Annotated in this window: 22 protein-coding genes; 6 read left to right on the top strand and 16 right to left on the bottom strand. The window is 63.4% G+C overall.

The features are described 5' to 3' along the window. Nucleotides 1–54: 54 nt before the first annotated feature. Complete coding sequence (locus SO140_RS02525) at nucleotides 55–753, bottom strand: histidine phosphatase family protein (RefSeq protein WP_498542295.1); 699 nt, start codon at nucleotides 751–753, stop codon at nucleotides 55–57. Between the two features lie 137 nt (nucleotides 754–890). Between SO140_RS02525 and SO140_RS02520 the strand changes: the two genes are divergently transcribed. After that, nucleotides 891–1,676 carry an SDR family NAD(P)-dependent oxidoreductase gene (locus tag SO140_RS02520; protein WP_498542282.1) on the top strand — a complete coding sequence of 262 codons (786 nt, stop codon included), beginning with the start codon at nucleotides 891–893 and terminating at the stop codon, nucleotides 1,674–1,676. A gap of 337 nt (nucleotides 1,677–2,013) precedes the next feature. Next, complete coding sequence (gene argE / locus SO140_RS02515; protein ID WP_449377293.1) at nucleotides 2,014–3,192, top strand: acetylornithine deacetylase; 1,179 nt, start codon at nucleotides 2,014–2,016, stop codon at nucleotides 3,190–3,192. Between the two features lie 98 nt (nucleotides 3,193–3,290). On the opposite strand, the gene SO140_RS02510 is transcribed toward argE, so the two are convergent. The 3 genes from SO140_RS02510 to SO140_RS02500 all read right to left on the bottom strand — a co-directional run bounded on the left by SO140_RS02510 (nucleotide 3,291) and on the right by SO140_RS02500 (nucleotide 6,423). Continuing rightward, nucleotides 3,291–3,632 (bottom strand): NIPSNAP family protein, encoded by a 342-nt coding sequence (locus tag SO140_RS02510; RefSeq protein WP_498542281.1) that lies wholly within the window; start codon nucleotides 3,630–3,632, stop codon nucleotides 3,291–3,293. A gap of 434 nt (nucleotides 3,633–4,066) precedes the next feature. Further along, nucleotides 4,067–5,125, bottom strand: coding sequence for a phosphotransferase family protein (locus tag SO140_RS02505; RefSeq protein ID WP_498542280.1), 1,059 nt, complete (start codon nucleotides 5,123–5,125; stop codon nucleotides 4,067–4,069). A 59-nt stretch (nucleotides 5,126–5,184) separates the two neighbouring features. After that, on the bottom strand, nucleotides 5,185–6,423 hold the full coding sequence (locus SO140_RS02500; RefSeq protein ID WP_498542279.1) for an acyl-CoA dehydrogenase family protein: 1,239 nt from the start codon (nucleotides 6,421–6,423) through the stop codon (nucleotides 5,185–5,187). A 321-nt stretch (nucleotides 6,424–6,744) separates the two neighbouring features. Between SO140_RS02500 and SO140_RS02495 the strand changes: the two genes are divergently transcribed. Continuing rightward, entirely contained in the window at nucleotides 6,745–7,407 is a 663-nt protein-coding gene (locus tag SO140_RS02495) for a TetR/AcrR family transcriptional regulator (RefSeq protein ID WP_498542294.1), read from the top strand. A gap of 6 nt (nucleotides 7,408–7,413) precedes the next feature. Here SO140_RS02495 and SO140_RS02490 read toward each other — a convergent pair whose 3' ends face one another. The 5 genes from SO140_RS02490 to SO140_RS02470 form a co-directional block, all read right to left on the bottom strand. After that, complete coding sequence (locus tag SO140_RS02490; protein ID WP_498542278.1) at nucleotides 7,414–7,806, bottom strand: Rid family hydrolase; 393 nt, start codon at nucleotides 7,804–7,806, stop codon at nucleotides 7,414–7,416. 103 nt (nucleotides 7,807–7,909) lie between these two features. Next, nucleotides 7,910–8,125 (bottom strand): hypothetical protein, encoded by a 216-nt coding sequence (locus tag SO140_RS02485; protein ID WP_449377298.1) that lies wholly within the window; start codon nucleotides 8,123–8,125, stop codon nucleotides 7,910–7,912. Nucleotides 8,126–8,443: 318 nt separating this feature from the next. Then, a complete protein-coding gene (locus tag SO140_RS02480) occupies nucleotides 8,444–9,322 on the bottom strand; it encodes a beta-keto acid cleavage family enzyme (protein WP_449377299.1) in 879 nt (292 codons plus the stop codon). A gap of 220 nt (nucleotides 9,323–9,542) precedes the next feature. Beyond that, nucleotides 9,543–10,772, bottom strand: a complete 1,230-nt coding sequence (locus SO140_RS02475; RefSeq protein WP_498542277.1) for a CaiB/BaiF CoA transferase family protein — start codon at nucleotides 10,770–10,772, stop codon at nucleotides 9,543–9,545. Nucleotides 10,773–10,901: 129 nt separating this feature from the next. Continuing rightward, nucleotides 10,902–12,107 (bottom strand): MFS transporter, encoded by a 1,206-nt coding sequence (locus SO140_RS02470; RefSeq protein WP_498542276.1) that lies wholly within the window; start codon nucleotides 12,105–12,107, stop codon nucleotides 10,902–10,904. Nucleotides 12,108–12,293: 186 nt separating this feature from the next. Here SO140_RS02470 and SO140_RS02465 point away from each other — a divergent pair, with 186 nt between their 5' ends. Then, entirely contained in the window at nucleotides 12,294–13,520 is a 1,227-nt protein-coding gene (locus SO140_RS02465) for a hypothetical protein (RefSeq protein ID WP_498542275.1), read from the top strand. A 6-nt stretch (nucleotides 13,521–13,526) separates the two neighbouring features. On the opposite strand, the gene SO140_RS02460 is transcribed toward SO140_RS02465, so the two are convergent. Beyond that, on the bottom strand, nucleotides 13,527–14,261 hold the full coding sequence (locus SO140_RS02460; RefSeq protein ID WP_498542274.1) for an NUDIX hydrolase: 735 nt from the start codon (nucleotides 14,259–14,261) through the stop codon (nucleotides 13,527–13,529). Nucleotides 14,262–14,354: 93 nt separating this feature from the next. On the opposite strand from SO140_RS02460, the gene SO140_RS02455 reads away from it, so the two are divergent. Further along, on the top strand, nucleotides 14,355–15,401 hold the full coding sequence (locus tag SO140_RS02455; protein WP_498542273.1) for an SPFH domain-containing protein: 1,047 nt from the start codon (nucleotides 14,355–14,357) through the stop codon (nucleotides 15,399–15,401). Continuing rightward, a complete protein-coding gene (locus SO140_RS02450; protein WP_498542272.1) occupies nucleotides 15,385–16,320 on the top strand; it encodes a diacylglycerol kinase catalytic domain-containing protein in 936 nt (311 codons plus the stop codon). Before SO140_RS02455 ends, SO140_RS02450 begins: the two co-directional genes overlap by 17 nt. Before the next feature lies 1 nt (nucleotide 16,321). Here SO140_RS02450 and SO140_RS02445 read toward each other — a convergent pair whose 3' ends face one another. From SO140_RS02445 to SO140_RS02420, 6 genes are all read right to left on the bottom strand, one after another. After that, nucleotides 16,322–17,149, bottom strand: coding sequence for a 3-oxoadipate:acetyl-CoA acetyltransferase (locus tag SO140_RS02445; protein ID WP_498542271.1), 828 nt, complete (start codon nucleotides 17,147–17,149; stop codon nucleotides 16,322–16,324). A gap of 202 nt (nucleotides 17,150–17,351) precedes the next feature. Then, the gene (locus SO140_RS02440; RefSeq protein ID WP_449377307.1) at nucleotides 17,352–18,749 is read right to left on the bottom strand and encodes an MFS transporter; all 1,398 of its coding nucleotides are present in this window, start codon (nucleotides 18,747–18,749) and stop codon (nucleotides 17,352–17,354) included. A gap of 411 nt (nucleotides 18,750–19,160) precedes the next feature. Then, nucleotides 19,161–19,622: a lipid-binding SYLF domain-containing protein gene (locus SO140_RS02435; RefSeq protein WP_449377308.1), complete on the bottom strand. Its 462-nt coding sequence runs from the start codon at nucleotides 19,620–19,622 to the stop codon at nucleotides 19,161–19,163. Next, nucleotides 19,606–20,520: a DUF2950 domain-containing protein gene (locus SO140_RS02430; RefSeq protein ID WP_498542270.1), complete on the bottom strand. Its 915-nt coding sequence runs from the start codon at nucleotides 20,518–20,520 to the stop codon at nucleotides 19,606–19,608. Before SO140_RS02430 ends, SO140_RS02435 begins: the two co-directional genes overlap by 17 nt. Further along, nucleotides 20,517–22,271: a DUF3300 domain-containing protein gene (locus SO140_RS02425; RefSeq protein WP_498542269.1), complete on the bottom strand. Its 1,755-nt coding sequence runs from the start codon at nucleotides 22,269–22,271 to the stop codon at nucleotides 20,517–20,519. Before SO140_RS02425 ends, SO140_RS02430 begins: the two co-directional genes overlap by 4 nt. Before the next feature lie 126 nt (nucleotides 22,272–22,397). Then, nucleotides 22,398–24,290, bottom strand: coding sequence for a sensor histidine kinase (locus tag SO140_RS02420; protein WP_449377310.1), 1,893 nt, complete (start codon nucleotides 24,288–24,290; stop codon nucleotides 22,398–22,400). Nucleotides 24,291–24,325 lie beyond the last annotated feature (35 nt).

The raw sequence follows: 24,325 nt of genomic DNA, 5'->3' as shown, positions 1-24,325 counted from the left end.
AATTGACGACGTTGGTTTGATGCGTGAGCCGCGGCCGCGCTCGGCGGCAATGGCTCACGCGAGCTTCTTGACTTCCGGCCCTGCAGGCTGGTGCATCGCGTTGTGCCTGTCGTCCGCGATCCACGGCTGCTGGTTCACCATCGGCAGGCGCCAGACGACGCGCTCTGCTGTTGCGAAATGATCGAGCCGCGTCACCGAGACATTATCGATATCGAAGGAGAGCCCCTTCTCAGGCTCGCCGCCGAGCGCAAGCCCCAGCGCCGCCTTGATCGTGCCGCCATGCGTAACCGCGATCACGTCCTGCCCCGCCCGCTCGCGATTGATCCGTTCGATCGTGCGGCAAGTGCGGTTGTAGAGATCCATGAAACTCTCGCCTCCTGGCGCGGGCTCGTTGATGTCGGCGAACCAGCTACTGCCCGCGGGGCGGCTCGCGACGAAGGCTGCACGATTCATGCCCTGCCAGTCGCCGAGATTCTGCTCGGCGAAATCCGCTTCCCACGTCATGCTGGCTGGCTTCGGAAAGCCGGCCGCCCAGATCGCCTCCGCCGTCTGATGCGTGCGCATCAGATTGCTCGAGTACCAGACTGCATTGCGCGGCAGGATCTTTGCGACCGCCTCGAACACCTCCAGGTCGCTGGTGTCGCAGGCGAGATCCTTCTGACCATAGATGTTGCCGCCGTCATTGCGCACCGGCGCATGACGGACCCACCACCACCGCGTGGTGACGACTTTGGACCTGTCGGAATCGGACATCATCGAAACCCTTCCATCCCGTTTGATGTCGCTGTACGTGAGTAGCGAACGTGTCTCAAGACACTTTGCCGTTTGAAATTCTGTTTGAAATTCCGCCGCGCGGCAAGCGTCGCGTGAAAGCTACAAGGGAGAAACGCATGGGCCGTCTGCAAGGCAAATCCGTCATCATCACCGGCGCGGGCAGCGGCATCGGCCGCGCGGCCTCGCTGCTATTCACGAAAGAAGGCGCAAGACTGATCGCGGTCGATCGCACCGAGGGCGTGAAGGAGACGGTCGAGGAGATCAAGCGTGCCGGCGGCACCGCTGAGGCCGTGATGGCTGATGCGGGTTCCGAGACGGACGTCATGGCCGTCATCGACAAGGCGGTGAAGACGCATGGCCGGCTCGACGTGATCTGGGCCAATGCCGGCGTCTCCGGCGGGCTCGTGCCGCTCGCCGAGCAGACGGTCGAGCATTGGCAGGAGGTTCTGCGCGTCAACCTGATTGGTCCCTTCCTCGCGGTGAAGTATGCGATGCCGCACATGGTGCAGCAGCAGTCGGGCGCGATCGTGCTGACGGCATCGGTCGCGGGTCTCAAGGCTGGTGCGAGCGGTCATCCCTATGCCGCGAGCAAGGCCGGCGTGATCAGCCTGGTGCAGACCACAGCCTATTCGCTCTCCGGCACCGGTGTGCGCATCAACGCGGTGTGCCCCGGACTCGTCGAAACCGGAATGACAAAGCCGATCTTTGACCGTGCGAAGGAGCGCGGTACCGCCGACAAGATCGGCCAGCTCAATCCGCTCAAGCGCCCCGGCCAACCGCACGAGCTCGCGGCGATGGGCTTGTTCCTGGCAAGCGACGAGGCGTCGTATGTCAACGGCCAGGCTTTCCCCGTCGACGGTGGCCTCACGGCCTCGATGCCGTATACGGGCAAGCCGGTTTAGCTTTCTCGTGCCCCGGACGCTGCGCGACAGCGATGCGCTGTTGAGCCGGCCCATGCTTCCGACGACACGGCCGGAGCGTGTAGGGTGGGCAAAGGCGCACTTGCGCCGTGCCCACCATTTTTTCCACGAGGAAGCATACGCGGTGGGCACGCTTCGCTTTGCCCACCCTACGATTGCCGAGACCAAGCATCTAAGCGATGTCTTTTTCTCGAAAACAACCCCATGCAAAGTAGGATCGCCCCAGACTACCGGCAGGTGATTTGCCCGACGGGCGCCACCGTTGGTATGGTTCGTGCAGGCGGCAGAGCTGCCATCCTCCCTTCCCAAGAACCCGACAATGACAAGCCAAAGACCCGACCGTATTCGCAAACTGCTCGCCGACCTCGTTGCCTTCGATACCGTCAGCGATCGCTCCAACCTTGCCCTGATCGCCTACATCGAAAGCTACCTCGCATCCCTCGGCATCAGCGGACAGCGGATCGTCGACGAGACCGGGCAGAAGTCCTCGCTCTGGGTCACCATTGGCCCGAACGACCGTCCCGGCTTCGTGCTGTCGGGGCATACCGACGTGGTGCCGGTCGTGGGCCAGACATGGACCCACGATCCGTTCAAGCTGATCGAGCGTGACGGCCGTCTCTACGGACGCGGCACCACCGACATGAAAGGCTTTGTCGCGGTCTGCCTTGCGATGGTGCCAGAGATGGTCGAGGCGAAGCTGACAACGCCGATCCATCTTGCGATCTCCTATGACGAGGAGATCGGCTGCGTCGGCGTGCGGCCGATGCTGCGCGAAGTTGCCAAGAAGCCCGTCACGCCGCTCGGCTGCTTCGTCGGCGAGCCGACCGAGATGAAGGTCATCATCGGCCACAAGGGCAAGCACGGCGTGCGCGCGACCTTCAAGGGTCTCGCCCGCCACTCCTCGATAGCGCCCGACGGCGTCAACGCCATCGAATATGCGGCCGAGCTGATCACCGAGATCCGCCGCCGCGCCGTCGCGCTTGCCGCAAAGGCGGAGCAGGACAGCCTCTACGACGTCCCACACGCGACGCTGCTCACCAGCATCGTGCATGGCGGCGCCGCACTCAACATCGTGCCGGATACCTGCACCGTGGAGTTCGAGTGCCGTGGGCTTGGCATCACTGAGTCGCGAGAGGTGACGGACGCGATCGTCGCCTGGGCCAAGGCGGAGATCGAGCCGGCGATGAAGAAGCGGCATCCCGAGTGCGGCATCGATTTCGCGGAGATTCTCGACTATCCCGCACTCGACATCCGGGCCGACGACACCATCGTCACGCTCGCCAAAAAGCTCGCCGGCCGCAACGACCATGCCAAGGTTGCCTTCGGCACCGAAGCGAGCCTGTTTGCCAGCATGGCCGATATCCCCTCGGTGGTGATCGGCCCGGGTTCGATCGCCCAGGCGCACACGCCGGACGAGTTCGTGGAGATGTCGGAGCTCGAGAAGTGCGGTAAGTTTGTCGAAAAGCTGATCGCGCATTGCGCGAAAATGGGGGCGTAACTGGCGCAGCGTAGCCCGCATAAGCGAAGCGACAAGCGGGATCAATTCCCCGGGTATCGCTGCGCTCACCCGGGCTACGATACTTGCGCCGCGCGCCGCTAACGCAACAAGCTTTGTGACGGTGAATAATCCACCGGCGCAAGCAGCCGATCCTCGATCTGGCCGACCATCAGCCCATGCTCGGCGTGCGTCACGCGCTTGATCTCGGACCACTCGGTGTCCGCCATGAAGGCAGCCCAGGCGGCAGCCTTGGTCGCTTCGTCCGGCCACTCCAGCAGATAGGCGAACTCAGTTCTGTCGCCGAGCCTGGTTTCCCACATCGCCACGATCTGGAAGCCGTATTTACTTCGCATGATGCGCGCGGCGTGATCGCGAAACCGGGCGTGAAACGCAGTCTTGTTCTTCTCAAAAATCTCGTAGATGCGCAGTTGCTGGATCATGACCGTCTCCTGTTGAAGGAGATAGGGACGAAGCGCCGACTCGCAACCGGCAAGTCGCAGAGGGCAAAGCGACTTGTCCGCCGTAGCTCGAAGAGCGAGGGCGGAAGCGTGCCCGTCTGCGCCTCGGCTCCGGTCGCGGCCAGTGCGTAGGGTGGGCAAAGCGAAGCGTGCCCACCACTTCTGTGTACGTATAAGCGGTGGGCACGACGCTGACGCGCCTTTGCCCACCCTACGAGAGCTGGACGGGTTTCAACAAACTCGTCATTGCGAGGAGCGGAGCGACGAAGCAATCCAGACCGTCGCCGCGGATACATTCCTGGATTGCTTCGCTTCGCTCGCAATGACGGAGAATGCCCGAACGTTCGCGAATCACAACAACAAAAGAAAAAAGCGCGGCTCAATCGAATCGCGCCTCTTATTTCGTCTGGCGTTCCCTAAACCGCGCCCGCCTTCTGCGCGTACTCCCATGATGCCTTCGACAGCGGCACGGTGCGCTTGGCGGATTCGAGCGCTTTTGCATTCGCGGCGGTGCCGTCGCGGATTCGACCCGCGATTCCCTGCGTGATGCCCGCGAGGCGGAAGAGATTGTACGAGAAGTACCAGTTGAGATCAGGCACGCTCATCCCGGTCGCGTTGCAGTAGATCTGCGCCGCTTCTTCCAGGCTCGGAATGTTCAGCGCCTTGATGTCGGCGCCTTCAAGCCCCGGCATGATCCACTGCATCAACAGATAGGTGAAGTCGGCCATGGGATCGCCGAGCGTCGACAGTTCCCAATCCAGCACGGCCTGCACGCGCGGTTCCGTCGCGTGGAAAATCATGTTGTCGAGGCGATAGTCGCCATGGACGATCGAGACGCGCGCCTGCTCCGGCACGGTGCGCGGCAGCCATTCGGCGACCTTCTCGAACTCCGGAATGTGCTGGGTCTCGGAGGCCCGGTACTGCTTGGTCCAGCGATCGATCTGCCGCGCGAAATAATTGCCGGGCTTGCCGAAGTCGCCAAGGCCGATCGCCGCGGGATCGAACATGTGCAGCTTCGCCAGCGTCTCGATCTTGCTGGTGAAGATTCGTCGACGCGCGTCCGGCGTCTGGCTCGGCAGCGTCGGATCCCAGAACACCCGGCCCTCCTCCATCGACATGATGTAGAAGGCAGCGCCGATGATGCCGTCGTCCTGGCAGAGCGCATAGGCTTTCGCGACCAGAAAGCCCTGCTTTCCGAGCGCTGCGATGACGCGATATTCTCGATCGACCGCATGCGCCGACGGCAACAGTTTGCCGAATGGTTTTCGGCGCATCACGTAGGAACGGCCGGGCGTATCGAGCCGGTAGGTCGGGTTGGACTGGCCGCCCTTGAATTGCAGGACGACCAGCGGGCCCTGATAGCCTTCGACGTTCTCGCGCATCCAGGTCTCGAGGCGCAGCTCATCGAAACGATGCCGCTCCTCGACGGGCTTGGTGCCCGAGAACTCCTCGTCTTTCCTGACGCCGTCAGCCACGATGACGCTCCCTCACGGTCTTCTCGATCTTATTCGGGAACGCCGCCGGGCACTCCCTTTTAGTGCTTGGGAGAGTTTGCATACTTCCGGATTTCAAGTCTGGCAATGGCGCGATTGTGCACCTCGTCCGGACCATCGGCGAGGCGGAGCGTGCGGATGCCCGCATAGTCCTTGGCAAGACCGGCTTCATCCGAGACGCCCGCGCCGCCAAAGGCCTGGATCGCCTGGTCGATGATCTTCAGCGCCATGTTGGGAGCTGCGACCTTGATCATGGCGATCTCGAGCTGCGCGGTCTTGTTGCCGACCTTGTCCATCATGTCGGCGGCCTTGAGGCACAAGAGGCGGTTCATCTCGATGTCGGTGCGGGCCTCGCCAATGCGCTGCTCCCACACCGAGTGCTCGATGATCTTCTTTCCGAACGCGGTGCGCGACATCAGCCGCTTCACCATCTTCTCCAGCGCCTCCTCGGCCTTGCCGATGGTGCGCATGCAGTGATGGATGCGGCCGGGGCCAAGGCGGCCCTGCGCGATCTCGAAGCCACGACCCTCGCCGAGCAGCAGGTTCGAAGCGGGAACGCGGACGTTCTCCAGCAGAACCTGCGCATGGCCGTGCGGCGCGTCGTCGAAGCCGAACACCGGCAGCATCTTCTCGACCTTGATGCCGGGCGTGTCGAGCGGCACCAGGATCTGCGACTGCTGCTGATGCTTGGCGGCGTTGATATCGGTCTTGCCCATCAGGATCGCGATCTTGCAGCGGGGATCGCCGACGCCGGACGACCACCATTTGCGGCCGTTGATGACGTAGTGATCACCGTCGCGATCGATGCGGGTCTCGATGTTGGTGGCATCCGACGAGGCAACCGCCGGCTCCGTCATCAGGAAGGCGGAGCGGATTTCGCCGTCCATCAGCGGACGCAGCCATTTGCGCTTCTGCTCCTTGGTGCCGTAGCGGAACAGCACTTCCATGTTGCCGGTGTCGGGAGCCGAGCAGTTGAACACTTCCGAGGCCCAGGAGATGTGGCCCATCTGCTCCGACAGCAACGCGTATTCGAGATTGGTCAATCCCGCGCCGTGAAATTCGTCGTCGTCATGCTCCTTGGACGGCGGCAGGAACATGTTCCAGAGGCCTTCGGCCTTGGCCTTCTTCTTCAGATCCTCCAGCACCGGAATGACCTTCCAGCGCTCGCCGCTGTGATCCTGCTGATTGTAGACGGGAACAGCGGGGCGCACGTGCTTGGTCATGAAGGACTGCACGCGTTCGAGCCATTCCTTCTGCTTGGGGGACATGTCGAAGTCCATGGGACGCTCCTCGTTTCTCTCTTTGAACGATCTTTTTGCCGGACTGTCCTCCCGCCTCGCGCGGCCCGCAAGCACCTTGCGGAGCGCCTGGGAACCCCAGGGTCGCAATTGCGAACGGCTCCCGATTGCGGATTGACTTTTCCCAGCCTTCAAACGATAGTTTCATACAACTGTTTGAATTGCAACTCCCTCCGGCGCGCGCCCCTCGCCGTCATTCCGGGGCAGCCCGCAGGGCTGAACCCGGAATCCGGAAGTTGTGGCGCGAAATTCCGGGTTCGCGACTTCGTCGCGCCCCTGAATGACGAGAAAAGGCTCTCAGCCATGGCCAGTGATCAGACCAGATCTGCCATTCTCGCCGCCGCCGAGCGGCTCTACGCCGACCGTGGCTTCGGCGACGTGACGCTGCGCGACATCGTCGCCGAGGCCAACGTCAACCTGGCTGCCGTGAATTACCATTTCGGCTCGAAGGACGAATTGATCGCCGAGTTGTTCGTGACGCGGAGCATCGCGCTCAATCGCGAGCGGCTGGCGGAACTCAAGGCAGCGGAAGACCAAGGCGGCGGCCGCGCGCCGATCGAAATGATCCTGCGCGCCCTGGTAGGCCCGACCCTGCACGGCTGCCTGGGGCCGGCGAACCAGCGTTCCACCGCGGCGCGGTTCATGATCCGCGCCTCCATTGAATCGGTGCCGCCGATCCGCCGCATCAAGAACCGCGAGATCGACCACTTGCGGAAATTCGCCGCCGCGATGCGCCGCGCGCTGCCCGACCGCAGTGATGAGGAGATCTATTGGGGCCTGCACTTCGCTCTGGCCATGGCGCACCACACCATTCGCGAAAGCGAGCGGCTGACCAAGCTGTCGGACGGCAAATGCGACCTCGACGACGTCGAGGGCATCATCGAGCGCGTGGTGAGGATGGCGGTGATGGGGCTGACCACCGGCAAGGCGGGGAGCAAGGCGCCCGCGAAGGTCGCTGCGCGCTAAGCCCCGTTACATCATCGCGATGCAGTCGATCTCGATGTCGAACGGCCCGGTCCATTCGGGAATGCAGACGAATATCCGCGCCGGCGGTTGCTCCGGGAAGTAGCGGGCGTAGACGCCGTTGAAAGTCGCAAAATGCTTCGCCGACGTGCAATAGACGTTGCACTTCATGACATTGTCGAGGCCGGCGCCGGCGGCCTCGAGGCAGAGCTTCATCTGCTCCATGACGAGCTCGCTCTGCCGCTCGATCGAAGCCGCTGCGATCTCCCCTGTCTGGGGATCGAGCGGCGGCAGCCCCGACACGAATATCATGCTGCCGGCGCGCGTCACCGGTGAGGCCGGCGCCTTCCAGCGGTCGAGAAAGGTCGAGATCGGCTCGACGCGAAGCGTTTCGCGTTTCATGGGCGGTTACCTTCGTCTGTAAACGTAACGGCAGCAGCCTACATCATCTCAAGGCTGCGACGTTTCGCTCAAGATCGAAGCGTGCTCGCGAGCTTCCCGCTGACTACATCCTCTGTGGCATCTCCTCGGCTTCTTCCTTGGCGAGCAGCAGCAGCATTTCGATGCCCATGTCGCCTTCCTGCGGCGAGCGGATGAACTTGATTTCCTCAGCCGACTTTTGCAGCGCTGCGACGATCGCCACGGCCTGGTTGGCCGTCGCCGCCTCGGTCGCCAGGACAGCCTTCTGGTTCTTCACTTGATAGCCGATCGTGTAGGACATTCGAATCCTCCCTGCCGGACATCAGTTCGTCAGATGAAGAGATCGAATACGAGTCCGGATTGCGACGAAAGCCGGGGCAACTACGGATCATCTGTGGACAATGGAACGAAAGGCCCCTCACCCTTCCGTTGTCTCTCAACGGTTCACTGGAATGTTCGGGTTCCGGCATCGCTTTGATTGCCGTCGGCGAACTCGCCGGTGAAGCGCGCCGAGAGTTCCGACTGGCGGCGCGCTCCTTCCTCGCCGTAACGTCGTGGCTAGCAGCACAGAGTTGTCTCGAGATGACATCGACCCGCGCGGCGGGGCTGACGGCGGGCGTCAGGCGAGCCCGAGCATGGCGCGCGCGTCGTCCGAGCTCGCGACTGTCGCACCGAGGCTCTTCAGGATCGCAGCCGCATGCGCGACCAGCTCGGCATTTGTCTTCGCCAGCACACCCTTGGACATGAAGAGATTGTCCTCCATGCCGACTCGGACGTGGCCGCCGAGCAGATAGGCCTGCGCGACCATCGGGAATTCGGCGCGGCCGATGCCGAAGCCGGACCAGATCGCACCCGGCGGCAAGAGACTGCGGGCATAGAACATCGTCTCCGACGTGGCGGAGAAACCGTACTTCACCCCTAACACGAGGGAGAACAGGCCCGGCCCTTTCAACGTGCCGTCGGCAAGGAGATCGCGCGCGAGGTGACAGTCGCCGGAATCAAACAGCTCGATCTCCGGCAGCACGCCGGCCGCCTTCATCCGCTCGGCCATGATGCGGACGTTGCGCGGGGTGTTGATTACGACCTCGCCGCCGGAGTTCATGGTGTTGAGATCGAGCGTGCAGATGTCGGGCCTGAGCAGCTCGATATGCTCGACGCGCTTTTCCGGCTGGACCAGAGTCGTGCCAGGGCCGGCGATACGGGGATCGTCGTGCGAGGGAACATAACGTCCGCCTGGCCCGGTGGTGAGATTGATGACCAGGCTCTTGTTGCGGGCGCGGATGCGCTCGATGACCTCGCGGTAGAGATCGATCGACATCGACGGACGCCCGGTCGCGGGATCGCGCACGTGGATATGGGCGATCGCTGCGCCGGCTTCTGCCGCTTCCAGCGCGGATGTCGCGATCTGCTCGGGCGTGATCGGAAGATATGGCGATTGCTCGGGCTTCGTGAGATTGCCGGTGATCGCGCAGGTGATGATGGTTTTGCCGGTGGTCATCGATTCTCCTTCACCTCTCCCATCTGGAGAGGTCGGCATAGGCGGCCTCTGGCCGCCGTTCCAAGAAGACGCCGATGCTTGCATCGGCTACGGCGCCCGGTGGGGGTTACGCACTCTGGTGAGACCTGAGCCCCTCACCCGATTTGCACTCGACGATGCTTCGCATCGCGAGGAGCAAATCGACCTCTCCCCGCCGGGGAGAGGTGAAGGGAGATCGCTGCTAGATCACGCCCTGCTTCTTCAAGGCCTCGATTTTCCCAGGATCATACCCGAGTTGTTCGCCGAGAACCTCCTGCGTGTGCTCCCCAAGCAGCGGCGGCGCGCGATAGTCCGTCACGGGGGTCTCCGAGAACGTCAGCGCGTTGCGGATCAGCGACAGTTCGGGCTCGAACTTATGGTTGACCTTCACCCGCATGCCACGCGACTGGACGTGCGGATCGCCAAACACCTGCTCGAAATTGTTGATCGGACCTGACGGCACGCCGGCCTCCTCCAGCTTTTCCAGCCAGTAGACCACCGGCTTCTTCAGGAACAGACCAGCGAAGATCGCCATGATCTCCTTGCCGTGCACGACGCGGTCGTTGTTCTTGATGAAGCGCTTGTCGCTCGCAAGCTTGGGCTCACCCAGCACGGCGCATGTCCGCTGGAACTGACCGTCATTGCCGACCACCAGCATCAGTTCGCCGTCGGTGCAGCGGAATACGCCGGCCGGCATGCCACCATTGCCCCAGGTGCCGCGGCGCGGCGGTGTCTTGCCGTTGACGAGGTAGATCTGTAGCCAGTGCGACAACGATGCGATGACGGTATCGAACAGGCAGACGTCGATGTGCTGTCCTTCCCCACCATTGACGTCGCGATGGTAGAGCGCCGAGAGAATTCCGATCGAGGTGTTCATGCCGGTCATGTAATCGACGATCGACGGGCCGACCTTCATCGGGCCCTCGCCGGGCTCGCCGTCGATATGGCCGGTGACGCTCATCAGGCCGCCCATCGCCTGCAGGATCGCATCATAGCCGGCGCGCGGGGCGTAGGGTCCGGTCTGGCCGAAACCGGTCACCGAGCAGTAGATGATGCCGGGGTTGATCGCCTTCATCGTCTCGTAATCGAGGCCATAGCGCTTGAGATCGCCGACCTTGTAGTTCTCCATGAAGACGTCGACGTCCTTGGCGAGCTCGCGAATGATCGCCTGCCCTTCCGGCTTGGCGATGTTGACGGTGACCGACTTCTTGTTGCGATTGGCGCAGAGGTAGAAGGAGTTGTTGTTGTTCTGCTTGCCTTCGGGGTCAGCGAGATAAGGCGGGCCGAAGGCGCGCGCGTCGTCGCCGGTGCCGGGCCGCTCGATCTTGATCACCTCCGCGCCGAGATCGCCGAGCATCTGGGCCGACAAGGGCCCGGCGAGCACGCGCGTAAGGTCAAGGATCTTGATGCCTGAGAGCGGCAAGGCCGACATAAGGTTTCCTCCGGGAACTGGTGTTGGCGCGGCGGCCGAGGCCGGGCCGCGCTCCCTGCGGATACACTATTTCGAGCCCGCGAGTCCTGCACTGGCGGCATGCCACCATCGTAGGCTCGTCTTACGACATCACGCCGCGGCAGCCGTCGCGGCCCGTGGCCGGCGGCGGCCAAGAGCGATCAGGATCAACACCGTTGCGCATGAGCAGAGCATGGTCAGGCCGAGCAGGCCGCGACTGCCGAAGTGGACCAGCAGGGCTGCGAGAATCGGCGGCGACACGGCGGCGGCGAGGTTGACCGGCATGGCGATCATCGACATCGCCTTGGCGAATTCGGTCTGGTCGTAGAAGACGAGCGGGATCGTCGCCCGCGCCACCGCCATCGCGCCGCTGCCGAGGCCATAGAGCAGGATGAAGAGCGTAACGACCCAATATGCGCCGTTGCCGGCCATCAGAAGCAGCATGGCAAGCGGCAGCGCCGTGCCCGCGACCAGCCCGGTCGTGATGCCGTCCCAGCGTCCGCCGCCGAGGAAATCGATGCCGCGCGCGCTGACCTGGATCACGCCCAGCATGGAGCCGAAGCCGACGGCCTCCGCCGGCGAGAGCCCCTCGGCCTTCAGGAGCTCGATGAAGACGGCGCTCAAGCCGAAGTTCACGAAGGCGTTGAGCGCGACCGCTGATACCACGAGATGGAAGGTGCGCCTGGGCACCGGAGACGGCGGCACGTCTCGCGCCTTCGCGGTGACCTCCTCGCTCGCCTTGCGCCGGCGCGGTGCACCGAAGGCAAGGAGCGGCAAGCAGACGACGACCATCATGGCCGCATAGATCAGACACGTTCCGCGCCAGCCGACGAGGCTGCTCAGGAACGACGTCGCGGGCCAGAAGAGGCTGTTGGAAAGGCCGGTCACCAGCATCAGCGCGCCGATCGCGCTCTTTGCGCGCCGGCCGGCAACCTCGTTCAGCATGATGTAGGCGCCGGTCGAGAGCGTGGCGCTGCCGGCCACACCGAGAATGATCCACGACGCGAAATAAAGTATCGACTCCTGCGCGAAGGACAGCAGCACAAAGCCCGGCGCGGTCACCAGCGTGCCCACCATCATCACACGGTGCACGCCATGCCGCGTGAAGGACTTTGCGAGCCAGGGCGCGCACAGCCCCATCGCCACGTACAGAACCGACGTTCCCGCGAATACCGCCGGAAGGCTCATATTGAGATCGGCTGCGAGATCGCGGCCGACGATGGCGGGAAGCCCGATCGTCCCCCATCCGACGAGTTGGGTGACGGCGAGCACCGCCATGACGCCAATCAGCTTCGTATCGAATTTCAAGCGACGCATTCCGCCCCAGGGCCGGATCCGACCGATCCGGTCATTTCCGGATACACCATCTCCACCCCACGCTGCACTGCGAACGCGGTATGACCCTATCCGCCACAATGCCATTGACATGACGACAACGGCCATCAGCGCGATTTGACAGCCCCGCGCGTCGCGGGCAACTCTTGCTCGTTTCGAGAATCACTGATGTCTCACGCCGAGTATGCTCCCAAACAGCTCCCAGTCCTCACGAGACTGGCGATAGCGCTGCGCCGTATCCCGGCGGTTGAATTTGCGTTGGCGAAATTCAAGTCGCTGCTGCGTGGTCGAACGAACGACGAACCGCTTGTCGTCAGCGAGTTTCAGGCACCGGCTGCGGACCTCACGAAGGACGACGTTGCGCGCGGCGCGATCGAGACGGAAACGGTTGAACCCGACACCGTGCAGGCGGCTCCCGATGGAACCGAGGCCGCGGCGGCCGAGCCCGTCGAGACCGACACGGTCGAAGCTGAGGAAATGGAGGCTCCTGCGACGGATGTCGCAGAGACCGCAACAGCGGAGACTGGCGCTGCCGAGATCGATGCAGATGAGCCGGTCACGACGAGCAACCGCGATGCTGTCTCCTCTGCAATCACGTCCGACGATCTCTCCCGGAGTGAGATCGAGGCCGTTGAAAGCGATGAGCTTCCCGTTGAGGCCGAGATAGCTGAAATCGAATCTGCTCAGACGCCTTTCGTCGCAATCGAAAGCGCCGAGGCTGACGCGGCTGAGACCGAGACAATCGAAACCGTCGCGCTTGGCGCCGACGACGTTACGGCGCATGTCGCGCCATCAGAGGACTCATGTAAGGCTGTTGCTACCGGGTCCGGCGTTCTCCCGCTCGATGCTGCCGAGGCCGACATTATCGAGGTCGACGCGATTGAGACGGCGCCTTTTGAAGCCAAGGCCGAGAGCGACGCCGATCGGCCCGATGTGCTTGAGCCCGAGGCAGTCGAGGCTGCCCCGACGCTGATCGAAACTTTCGAGACCGACGCGGTCGATTCCGATGCCGCAGAGACTTCCGAAGCCATCGCTGTCGAGACGAACGTGGTTCAACGCGACCTCGTCGAGACCGATGCCGCCGAAGCGGCCCCAGTCGAGGCTGTCATCGCCAGAGCCGACATCGCCCCGGCCGCCGTCACGAAATCCGACGATCCCTGTGATCGGGAGACGCTTATTCGCAGGCGCTGGAAGGAAACCGGGATCAGGATGTGGCGTGGCACTGGACAGTCCGTGCTGTGCATTCAAGGTCGCATCGCGCTGCTGCCGCCGAAGCCCGGCGAGACGATGCCGGGCTACGACAGGCTAGAGTTCAGGCTGATCAACGGCCTCATCATCTGCGAAGGGTTCGTCGTCGATCCACCGGAACCGCCGCGACCTAGCCAGTTCGCGTAAGACCGCTCACTCCGGCGGATTGAACGTGCGCACGAAATACACCGGCTCCCTGCCCTTCTTCAGGCGATAGAGCTGCGCCGGCCGGTTCGGGCCACGCCGCATCTTGGCGATCGGCTCGATCATGTCGGCTGCGAGAATCCGCGTGCGGAAGGCGCTCTTCTCCAAGGGACGGTCCAGCACGATCTCGTAGACCCGCTGAAGATCGGGCAGCGTGAATTCCGCCGGCATCAGGTAGGCCGGCAGCGAGGTGTATTCGACCTTGTTGCGCAGGCGTTCGACGGCCGCAGTGAGGATCTCGCCGTGGTCGAAGGCGAGCTTCGGCTTGATCCTGCCGGCGACGATCGGAAACCATTGCGCGTCGGGTGCGAGCGCGGCCCGACCCGCCTCCTCCGGCATCAGGGCGAAATAGGCGTGCGTCGCCGACCAGCCACGCGGATCGCGGATCGCGCTGCCCCAGCTTCCGAGCTGCTCGAGATAGGGGCTGGTCACGCCGGTCTTCTCCTTCAGCTTGCGCACCGCGCAGGCCTCCAGATCGCGGTCCTTGGCGATATCGACGAAGCCGCCCGGCAGCGCGAAGGCGAGCGGGAACGGCTCGCCAGCGCCGGCCGGCCGCTGCACCAGAAGGACGTGGAGGCCTTCGTTCCGGATCGCGAAGATCACCACGTCGACCGTGGCCAGCGGTCGCGGGAAATCCAATTGTCCCGAACTTTCAATGTCCTGGGCCTGATCTTTCGGCGCCATTGTGACCTCCCTCTCCTGCCGCTTGACAGTAACCGACTTAGTTGTACAGTGCAACTTACTTAGTTGTTCAGACCAACTTATTGGGAGAATACCATGTTCGGCGTCAGGTTCATCAAGGCCCAGCCCACCACCTATCTCATGAAGTACCGCGCCGGCGCCGTTGTCGCCGAGGGCGCCGGACTATCCGCGTTCTACTACGCGCCGGCCACCTCGCTCGTCGCCGTCCCCATCGGCAGCCGCGACGCTTCCTTCATCTTCCAGCAGATCGCCCGCGACTTTCAGACCCTCACCGTCCAGGGCCACGTCACATATCGCGTCTGCGAGCCGAAGAAAGCGGCCTCGATGCTCGACTTCACGCTGAAGAGCGACGGCAAGACCTATGAGACCGACGACCCGGAGAAGCTGCCGCAGCGCATCCTCGGCACGGTCGAGGTGCTGGCCCAGCAGGCAGTGAAGGAGCTGACCTTGAGGGAAGCCCTGCAGGCCTCCGACCGCATCGCCGACATCATCGCGACCGGCTTGCGGGCCCGCGCCGACATCGCCTCGCTCGGCCTCGAAATCCTCGGCGTCTCCATCCGCGGCATCAAGCCGACGCCGGACACGGCCAAGGCGCTGGAGGCCGAAGCGCGCGAGGCGATCCTGAAGAACGCGGACGAAGCGATCTTCGCGCGCCGCAATTTTGCGGTCGAGCAGGAGCGTGCCATCCGCGAGAGCGAGCTCGATACCGAGATCGCGGTCGAGCAGAAGAAACGCTCGATCCGCGAAACCCAGATGGACGCGGAAGCCAGCGTCGCCGCCAAGAAGAACGAACTGCGCCAGGCCAGCATGGTCGCGGACATCGCCCTCGAAGGCAAGCGCAAGGACTTCGTCGGCCTCAACGCCGAGAACACCCGCACGCTGGCCGACGCCGAGGCCTATCGCGTCGGCGCACTGATGAAGATTTTTGAGGGCGTCGATACCCGCGTGATTCAGGCGCTTGCCTCTGCCGGAATGCAGCCGGGCCAGCTCATCGCGCAGGCCTTCACCGGCATTGCCGAGAAGGCGGAAAAGATCGGCCAGCTCAACGTCTCGCCGGACCTGCTCAGCCAGTTGATGGAGAAGCCCAGGGCGATGGAGGCCGCCAATGCCCGCCGGCAATGACCGCAAGATCGTGCTGGTGACGCGCAAGACCAGGCTGGAGGACCTGGTCGCGCGTTACCTGACGGCGGCGCAGGCGCGCTTCTATGTCGAGCATCTCGGCGCCGACTTCTCCGACTATGAGCGCGAGCACGAGGTTTATCGCGCGCAGCATCACCTCTCGTTGCAAGTGCTGGAGCAATGGGGCCGCTACCAGGTGATCGAGCGCAGCTTCTTGCCGAACTTCATCTTCGCGCCCTCCGACATCGTGGTCGCACTCGGCCAGGACGGCGTCGTCGCCAACACCATGAAATATCTCGACGACCATCCGCTGATCGGGCTCAACCCGGATTCCGCGCGCTACGACGGCATTCTCCTGCCCTTCGCGCCGCGCGACCTTGCAAAGCTCCTGCCCGAGGTCGCCGCTGAGGAGCGCGACAGCCAGGCGGTGACGATGGCAGAGGCCCGGCTCTCCAATGGTCAGGTGCTCCATGCCGTGAACGACCTCTTCATCGGCGCCCGCACGCACACCTCCGCGATCTACGAGATTGCGACCGGCGAGACGAAGGAGCGGCAGTCTTCGAGCGGGCTCATCGTGTCGACCGGACTCGGTTCGACCGCCTGGTTCAAGAGCATCGTTACCGGCTCGTTCGCGATCGCAGGACAGTTCGGCCAGCCGTCGGAGCCTACCGCCTACGCCGCCCTGCCCTGGGACGCGCCGGAGCTGCGCTTCGCGGTGCGCGAGCCGTTTCCCAGCCGCAACTCGCAAGTGAGTCTCGTCTGCGGCTCCCTCACCTCCTCAGGACAACTACGCATCCGCTCGCTGATGCCCGAAAACGGCGTCATCTTCAGCGACGGCATCGAGGCCGATCGCCTCGAATTCAACGCCGGCGCCGAAGTCGCGATCGGGATCGCGGCGCGACGGGGACGGCTGATCGTGTGATCTACCGCGCGATCCTCAGTGCCGATCTCGCCTCCGCAGGTGTGGCGACGCGTCGGCCGTGACGGGTCACCGCCTCACAAGCGAGGGTCACGAGCTCAGCGTTGCTCTTGGCCAGACGGTTTTTGTCGATCCTGACGTTGTCCTCGAGCCCGGTGCGAACCGCATCGGCGCCCCGCGACAGCGCCCAGCCCATGACCTCGGCTTGATGGCGCCCGATCCCGGCCGCGGTCCAGGTCGCTTTCGGCATCAGCCGCTTGAGCTCGGCCAGGAGAATGTCGAGGACATGCTCGTCCGCCGGCATTGCGTTCTTGACGCCCATGACGAACTGCACGTGCGGATGCTCGTCGATCAGTTTCGCCTCGATCAGGCGGCGCGCGCCATGCAGGTGCGACAGATCGAAGATCTCGATTTCAGGACGGATGCCGCCGGCCTTCATCCCGGTGGCCAGTTGCTCGACCAGGGCGGCGCTGTTCTCGTAGACGATGGTCGGAAAGTTCACTGATCCGGTCGAGAGAGACGCCATCTCGGGCTGCAGATAGAGCGCCGACCCGCGCGCCGATGGATCGCGGCCGCGCCCACCGGTCGAGAACTGAACGATCATTCCCGGACAATGCTTCCTGATACCCTCCTGCACCTCCGCAAAACGCTGGGGGTCGGAGGACGGTGTTTCGTCGTCGTTGCGAACGTGAATATGCGCAAGCGTTGCGCCCGCCTCGAAGGCCGCGTGCGTCGACTCGATCTGCTCGGACGGCACGATCGGCACCGCCGGATTGTCCTTCTTGCGCGGAACGGAACCGGTGATCGCGACAGCAACAACAACGGGATTCATTTCTCAACTCCTTGGTAGCCGGCGTGCCGCCGGTCGAAGATCGCTATCGCTCCAATGGCTTTGCCGATCAAGCGTCATCCGGTTGGCGGGAGCCCTGCCGCTGCTGGCGGGCTTGGCCGCAGCGGCAGTTCTTCCTTCATTTGCAGGACGACGGCAACATCCGAGATCATGGCGCCGCCATCACCTCCACTTCCCGCGGCCGTCAGGTCAGAGCCGCGGCAGCCTCGCCGGCCGTCTCCGCACGCCTCCGCTCATAGTCCGCCCTTGGCATCGGCACGGCATCCGGATTTCCGAGATCGTCAAGGCTGATCCGGTACGTCTCCCTGGCAGTCACCGCTGCGAGGGCGGCAATCACCGTAATGCCGAAGGCGATGGCGCCCACCGTCAGCGGGATGTTGGCCGAGCCGGGAGGCGCCACGGTCGCAAACAAAGCGGGAAGCAGCGCGGTGATGGTCGTGCCGATGTTTTGCGAGATCGCCATCGCCGAAACCCGGGTGCGCGTCGGAAACAGTTCAGGATAGAAGCTCGGGAAGATCGCGTTGTAGCCCTGATAGACCACACCCCACATCAGGAGTGACAACACGATCGCCAGTGGCACGTTCCTGATGCTGATGGCATAGAGGTATCCGAACGCGAGCAGACCGGAGCAGAGCGCGCCGACGATGATCGGAGGCTTGCGGCCGACCTTGTCCGAGAGGTTGCCGACGAAGGGAATGACGAACACTGCCAGCATGTTTCCGAGGACCGGAATCCAGAGGTAGACGTCCTTCGCAAAACCGATTCCGTAGGCAGACTGGACGGCATAGGCCGCGCCGAAAATCGTCGTGACGACCGGAATGACATTCATCAGCGCCATGCAGATGACCCTGAGCATGTCCTTCCAATTCAGCTTGATGGCCTGAATGATCGGAGCACGCGGGGTTTCGCCGCGCTCATCTTCCCTGGCAAAGGCAGGCGTCTCGTCGACTTCGCGGCGGATGATGTAGCCCGCGACGATGACGAAGAAGCTGAGCAGGAAGGGTATCCGCCAACCCCAACTGTTGAAGGCCTCGGTGGGCATGTAGGCCGCGAGCGGCAGAAAGACCGCCGCCGCAAGGATCTGTCCGGCCTGCACGCCCTGGAGCGTGAAGCTCGCATAGAATCCGCGCCGCCCGAATGGCGCATGCTCCAGGATCATCGAGCTTGCACCGGAGATCTCGCCGGCAACGGCAAAACCCTGCACGAGACGTAAGGTGACGAGCAGGATCGGCGCCCAAATGCCGACCTGCTGGTATGTCGGCAGGATGCCGACGGCCATGGTCGAGATGCCCATCAGGAACATGCAGACGATCAGAACCGTTTTCCGGCCGTGGGTATCGCCCCAGTGCCCGAGAACGAAGGCACCGATCGGCCGGGCCACATATCCGACACCGTACGTTGCGAGCGATGCGACGATGGCAACGGTGGGATTGTCCGACGGGAAGAAGATCTGCGGGAAGATCAGCGACGCTGCGGTCGCGTAGATAAAGAAGTCATAATATTCAAGCGCGGATCCAATCCAGCCGCTCGCAGCAGCCTTCTTGGATTGACCCATGTCGTGGATCGCTCGAGCCGTGGTCATGTGCAAGTTTCCTCCGACCTATTTTGCTGGCGTCCCGTAAGCGGGCTTCATAGATGTGTGTTGGGCAGCATTATCCGATCGCGCGGCGGGCTTTCCGCTTGCGCTTGTCGACTGCCGGGACGTGTCTGGTTCGGTGTGTGACAATAGGCTTTCGGCGAGCTAACACAATTACCGTGTTATGCGATAAACCTAACATCATGTTATTCGCGGCAGACGCGGGGCCGGGTGGCGAATACGCGAAAGGGGCAGTGCGAGCGACGTCGATCGCGCGCTCGCAATCGGCGGCGCGTGGATGGGCAACTTGCGCTCAAGTGCGATGTGCGGCGGTGTTGCGCCAGCAGAAATTCCCCCAATTTGGAGGCCTGCTTCGCATGCTCAATAGAATCCGGATGGGAGGTCTTCAGGCCGAACTCATCTCATGGAGATCGTGATCGCGCTGAGGTTGGCGGCGACTTCCAGTCCGGCCTTCGGCCCTTGCAGCACGATCGTCACGCCCTTCTCGTTGCGCAAATGGACACCGTTGACACCGCCGACCAGGGCGAAGCCGCCGCCAACCGAGCTATAGGTGCCAGCGAAATCATTGATCTCGCGGATGCCCGAGGCCCAGCCGTCCAGGCGGCTGATCGTGGCGCCGGCCGTAATTCCAAGGCTCAGACCAGAGACGCGAAAGGGATAGTTGCGGCCACGCCAAGTCAGCACGCCGCTGCCGGTGCCACCGCCGACCAGGAGGCCCGCCTTCACGATCTTGACGCGGACCTGGCCGGCGGCCTGTGCGAACGACGGCGTTGCTGGGACAACGAAGGCAAGCAATGTCATCGCCGTCAGCCAGCCAAGGAAAAAGCGCCGCGCTATTTTCTCATTGTTTTGCGGCATCGACCTTCTTCCAGGTCTGGTCCGGATTGAACAAGATCATGCGGCTGGCAATGCTTTCGGTGCGAGGCCCGAGATCCTTCTGGTAGACGGTGCCGCCGTGATTGACCACGAAGGTCATGACGCCGGAATTGCCGTACTCGGCGGGATAGGCGACGAGCGCATAGCCGCCGATCATCTTGCCCTTGACGACGTAGTCGAGGGTGCCGCCGGGGGCGTTAGGGCCCTGCCCCTTGAGGATCCTGAAGTAGTAACCGTGATAAGGCGCACCCTGCCCTTCCATCTTGTAGCCCTCGCGCGAGGCTTCCGCCGCAAATTCGCCGAGCGGGCTCGGGTCACTATCGTCGCGCCAGAACAGCCCGTCCTTCTTTCCGGGCGTCGAGACGATGCGTTGCGCATAGACACCGACGCCTTCGCCGCGGTCTTTCTCCGCATAGTCGTTCTGGGCATCGACATACGCGAGCGCGGCCTGGATCGCATCGAGCTCATTGCGGCCGATACGGCGATAGAGCACCTCGATCCGCCCCTCGTCCACGTCGAATTCCCAGCCCGTTTTGGAGTTGACCAAGGGAATCGGGAACGGAAAATCGTCCGCGCCGAGCATCAGCGTGGCCTTCTTGTTGCCCTCCGCCTTGATCGCATGCTTGGCATCGTACATCGACGTGAAGCGTTGACGAATGTCGGCGTCGGCAACTTCGTCACCGGAGGAGACGATGTCGTCTGCGTTCCTGCCGAGCACTTTCAGGATATCGCGCGGTCCGCTCTTCACAGCCGCGGCGAGCGCTGCGGCTGCGTCCTCAGGAGTGGGATACGATTGCTGCGCCTGCGACGGCAAGCTGAACAGCACGACCGCCATGATGGCCGGCAAAGCTGCGCGCCGAAGCGACTTCAGACCGATCATGGCTTCACCTCCGCAGGGATTTTTGCGCCGCCGGCAAGCCAATCGCTGTACGTGCGGAATTTCAGACCGAGCTTTTCGTAATAGACCCGCAGATAGCCGTCGCTGCCTCGGGTCACCGCTTCCGGAATCACGCGCTCGACCTCCTGCGCCATGACGCCGACATAGACCTTGTGGCTGCCAAGATAGCTGAAGCGGTAGTAGCCAAGGCCATTTGCGAGATGACCGAGCAGGACGATGTCGTGCTTCAGCGCGATATCCGAACGCCGGCCACCGCCGCCGCCACCGCGCCCGCCTCCACCAAAGCCGCCTCCTCCACCGCCGCGCATCGCCATTCCGCCACCACCGCCGCGCCCGGCAAAGCCACCGCCACCGCCGCCGCGTGGCATGCTCGCCATGCTCGAGCGCCCGCGTGTTGATGCTGCGGCAGCCGCACGGCCGGAGGAGACGTTCATGGCGCCACCGCGATTGCCGCCACCACGGTTGGCATTGGCAGCGCGATTGCCCGCGCCAGCACCGCCGCGGTTGGCGGCCTTCGCGCGGTCGCCACCGCCCTTCGCGCCAGCTCGATCGCCACCACCCTTGGCACGGTCGCCGCCGCCCTTGGCGCGATCGCCAGCGCCGGCGCGATCTCCGCCACGATCACCTGCACGATCGCCGCCGCGGTCTCCCGCTCGATCGCCCGCGCGGTCCCCTGCACGATCTCCCGCGCGATCACCTGCGCGATCACCTGCACGGTCTCCAGCGCCTGGCCGATCCTGTCCGGACTTCAGGACCTGCTGCCCATCGCGGCCGCGAAAATCCATCCGGTCGGCCGCGCCTGCCTTGATGTTGTTGTTGCCGAAACGCTGCTGCACGTTCACGTTGTTGTAGCGCACGCCCTGGCGATGCGCAGGATTGTGCTGCCAGCCGTTTGCGATGTTGGTGGTTCGGTGATTGACGTAGACGTTGCGGTTGCCCCAGTTGCAGCCGCCGCCCCAGTAGTTGCCCCAGCGTCCAATGGCCCAGGCGGTGCCGAAAGCGAGGCCTGCCGCCACCACGCCTGCGCCGATATAAGAAGGATATCCAAAGTAGTACGGCGGATACTCGGCGTAGGGCCACGCGCCATAAACGGTCGCCGGCTCGTAATAGGGTACGTACATCGTACCGGCGTCGGCCGGCTCGATGAGGATGACCTGCCTGTTGTCCTGAGTCTGGACGCTGACCTTCTGCTGCTTGGTCGTGACCAGTTTCTTGTTGTCATAGGCCTTGTTGCGCAGCCGCTGGATTGCATCCATCACGTCAGGCTGTTGCGCGAGAAAGGCGTCGCCGAGGCTCTTGGTCCATTCGAGCTTGTCGCTCATCATGGCCAGGACGTCGGCCGTGCTGGCGAGTGCCTTGATGCTGTCGTCCCAAGATTGCTTCTCGACCTCGCCCCTCAGCGCATCGCCTTTCAGTTTCTTGCGCTCCTTGAGCCAGCGATCGGCCTGCACGACCTCCAGCGGATAGGTCGATGCCGCCAACACGTTGGCAAGCAACTCGTCCGGATAGAGCGCGATCGGCGCGACCAGCGCCTCGAGCTGCTCCGGCTTCAACAGCTCCGCGGCCGGCAGAGCCTGACTTGCTGGCGGCGCTTGACTTGCTGGCGGGGCCTGGCTTGCTGGCGGCGCCTGGCTTGCCGGCGCGTTCGGCGCGGCCGGGTTCTGCGCCGATACGGCGATGGGCATCGCCATCATCAGCGCAAGCGCGATCAGGGTCTTGCCACAGCGAAACATTGCACACTCTCCGTTGGTATTGCGGCGGGGAGCATCGGGCCGGGACGGATGTGTTCCTTTGACGAAGATCAAAGAAAGGGGATGCCGGGTTGTTGCGGCGCGAAAATTCCGCGGCCGATGCGTTGTCTAACGCGTGATCGGCAGCTTGATCGTAAGCAGCGCACCGCCCGACAGCCTGTTCTCGGCAACGATCTGTCCGCGATGGGCCTCGATGATGGTTCTGGCGATGGCGAGTCCCATGCCCATGCCTTGCGGTTTGGTGGTGAAGAATGGATTGAAGACGTTCTTGAGATCGCCGGCGGCTATGCCGGGTCCGCTATCGCCGATCCTGATTTCTGCGAAGGAGCCGGACAGCGCCGTGGTGACGGTCACCTCCCGCACCTTCGCCTCCGCCTCGGAGATCGCGTCGATCGCATTGATGATCAGGTTGAGAATGACCTGCTGAAGCTGGACCGGATCGCCCCTGACGCGCAGCGCGCTTGCGGCGGCCGTGAACTTCAGGGCGATCTTGTGCCGGTCGGTCACGGCGGTCAGAAATCCGATCGCCTCGCCGACGGTTTCGTTCAGATCGATATCGGCGATCTCAAACGGCGTCTTCTTCAACACGCTGCGTAGCCTGCGGATCACTTCGCTCGCCCGCTGATCGTCGCGCCTGATGTCGGCAAGGATCTCCCTGATCTCGCCGAGATTGGGGGAAGCCCCCTTCAACATGAGCTCGGCCGTCTCGGCATTGGTGAGGATAGAGCCGAGCGGCTGATTCAATTCGTGCGCGATCGACGTCGTCAGCTCGCCGGCCGCCGCGTAGCGGTTGACATGCGCCAGCTCGGCCAGACGCTGGCGGGATTCGACCTCCGCGACACGGCGACGCCAGCGCTCGTGAAGCAGGCCACTGATCAGGCCGGCCTGCACCAGGATCACCGCTGCGATCAGCGCCATCTGCCAGCGATAGACCTCCCAAACACTCGGCTCGCGAAACAGGATCTCGCTGCCAGGAGGCAGATTGCTTTCGCTGATGCCCCAGCGCTGCATCTCACGCCAGTCATATCGCGGTGGCGCAAATTGGAGCGTTTCGATCTTGATGTTGCCCGGCTTCTCGCCACCGAGGATACGGATGGCAACGTCGACGGTTTTCCGGCTGGTTGCGGCCGTAGAATGCATGGGGCCACCGACGGTCTGGCCATCGAAGAAGGCATCCTGATAGGAAAAGATCGGCGCGTTGGCGACAGCTCGCAATTGGCGCAAGGCGATGTCGCCTTCATGCGTGACACCTGCACCGTCGACCGACATCAGGCCCCAGAACAAGACCGTGTGCGGCGCGAGCGATGACGCGCGCTTGAGGATGTCCTGGAACGAAAGCCCCGAATACCAATCAAACGACACTCTGTTTTCGAACGGCTTCGCATCCTTCTTGACCTCCTCAAGCCAGAACTTCTCAACGGGAGAGGCTCCCAGCACGACGGCGATCTTCTGCGTGGCAGGCAGGACCTGAAGGATGCCGGCAAAAGATGCCTGAAAGTCATTGTGGATCGCGATGACCGTGTCGTTGTCGGTCAGTCCCGTGCGATCGACCAGGCGCTGCTCGACCGCGGTCAGGACCATCGGTGTGTCGGGGAAAAGCTGCTTGCGATACTTCTGGGCGAATTTTGCCGCAGGCGCCCCGACGCTGACGACGATATCCGGCGGACAACTCTCGTAGAGCGAGCGCAGATAATCGACGAAGGGCTCTTCAGGACCTGGATTGTTGAACCGCGCCGTCAGGAGCGTGTGCTCCTGAATGTCCAGCGGCCACGGCGCCTGCCGCTCGAGATCGGCCTTGATGGCCCGCGCGAATTCACTCCACGGACGAAATTCCCGTCCGAAGGAATGAAGCAGCAGCACCCGCTTGGGCTGGCCCTGATCGGCAGCGCTCGCCGGTCCGAGCCCGGCTAGGGCCAAGACCAGTACACACAGACAGAGCCGTGCGGCCGCCGCCGGCCAGCCCCGCCTGACCGCAGCAACGATTGGGATGCGCCCGCTCATCCTCTTCCTCAGCAGCTTCGACCGGCTGCACCTTC

It is taken from the genome of Bradyrhizobium sp. UFLA05-108 (assembly GCF_059803455.1).
Note: the sequence above shows the minus strand (reverse complement) of the source record. Positions and strands in the feature narration are given on the sequence as shown.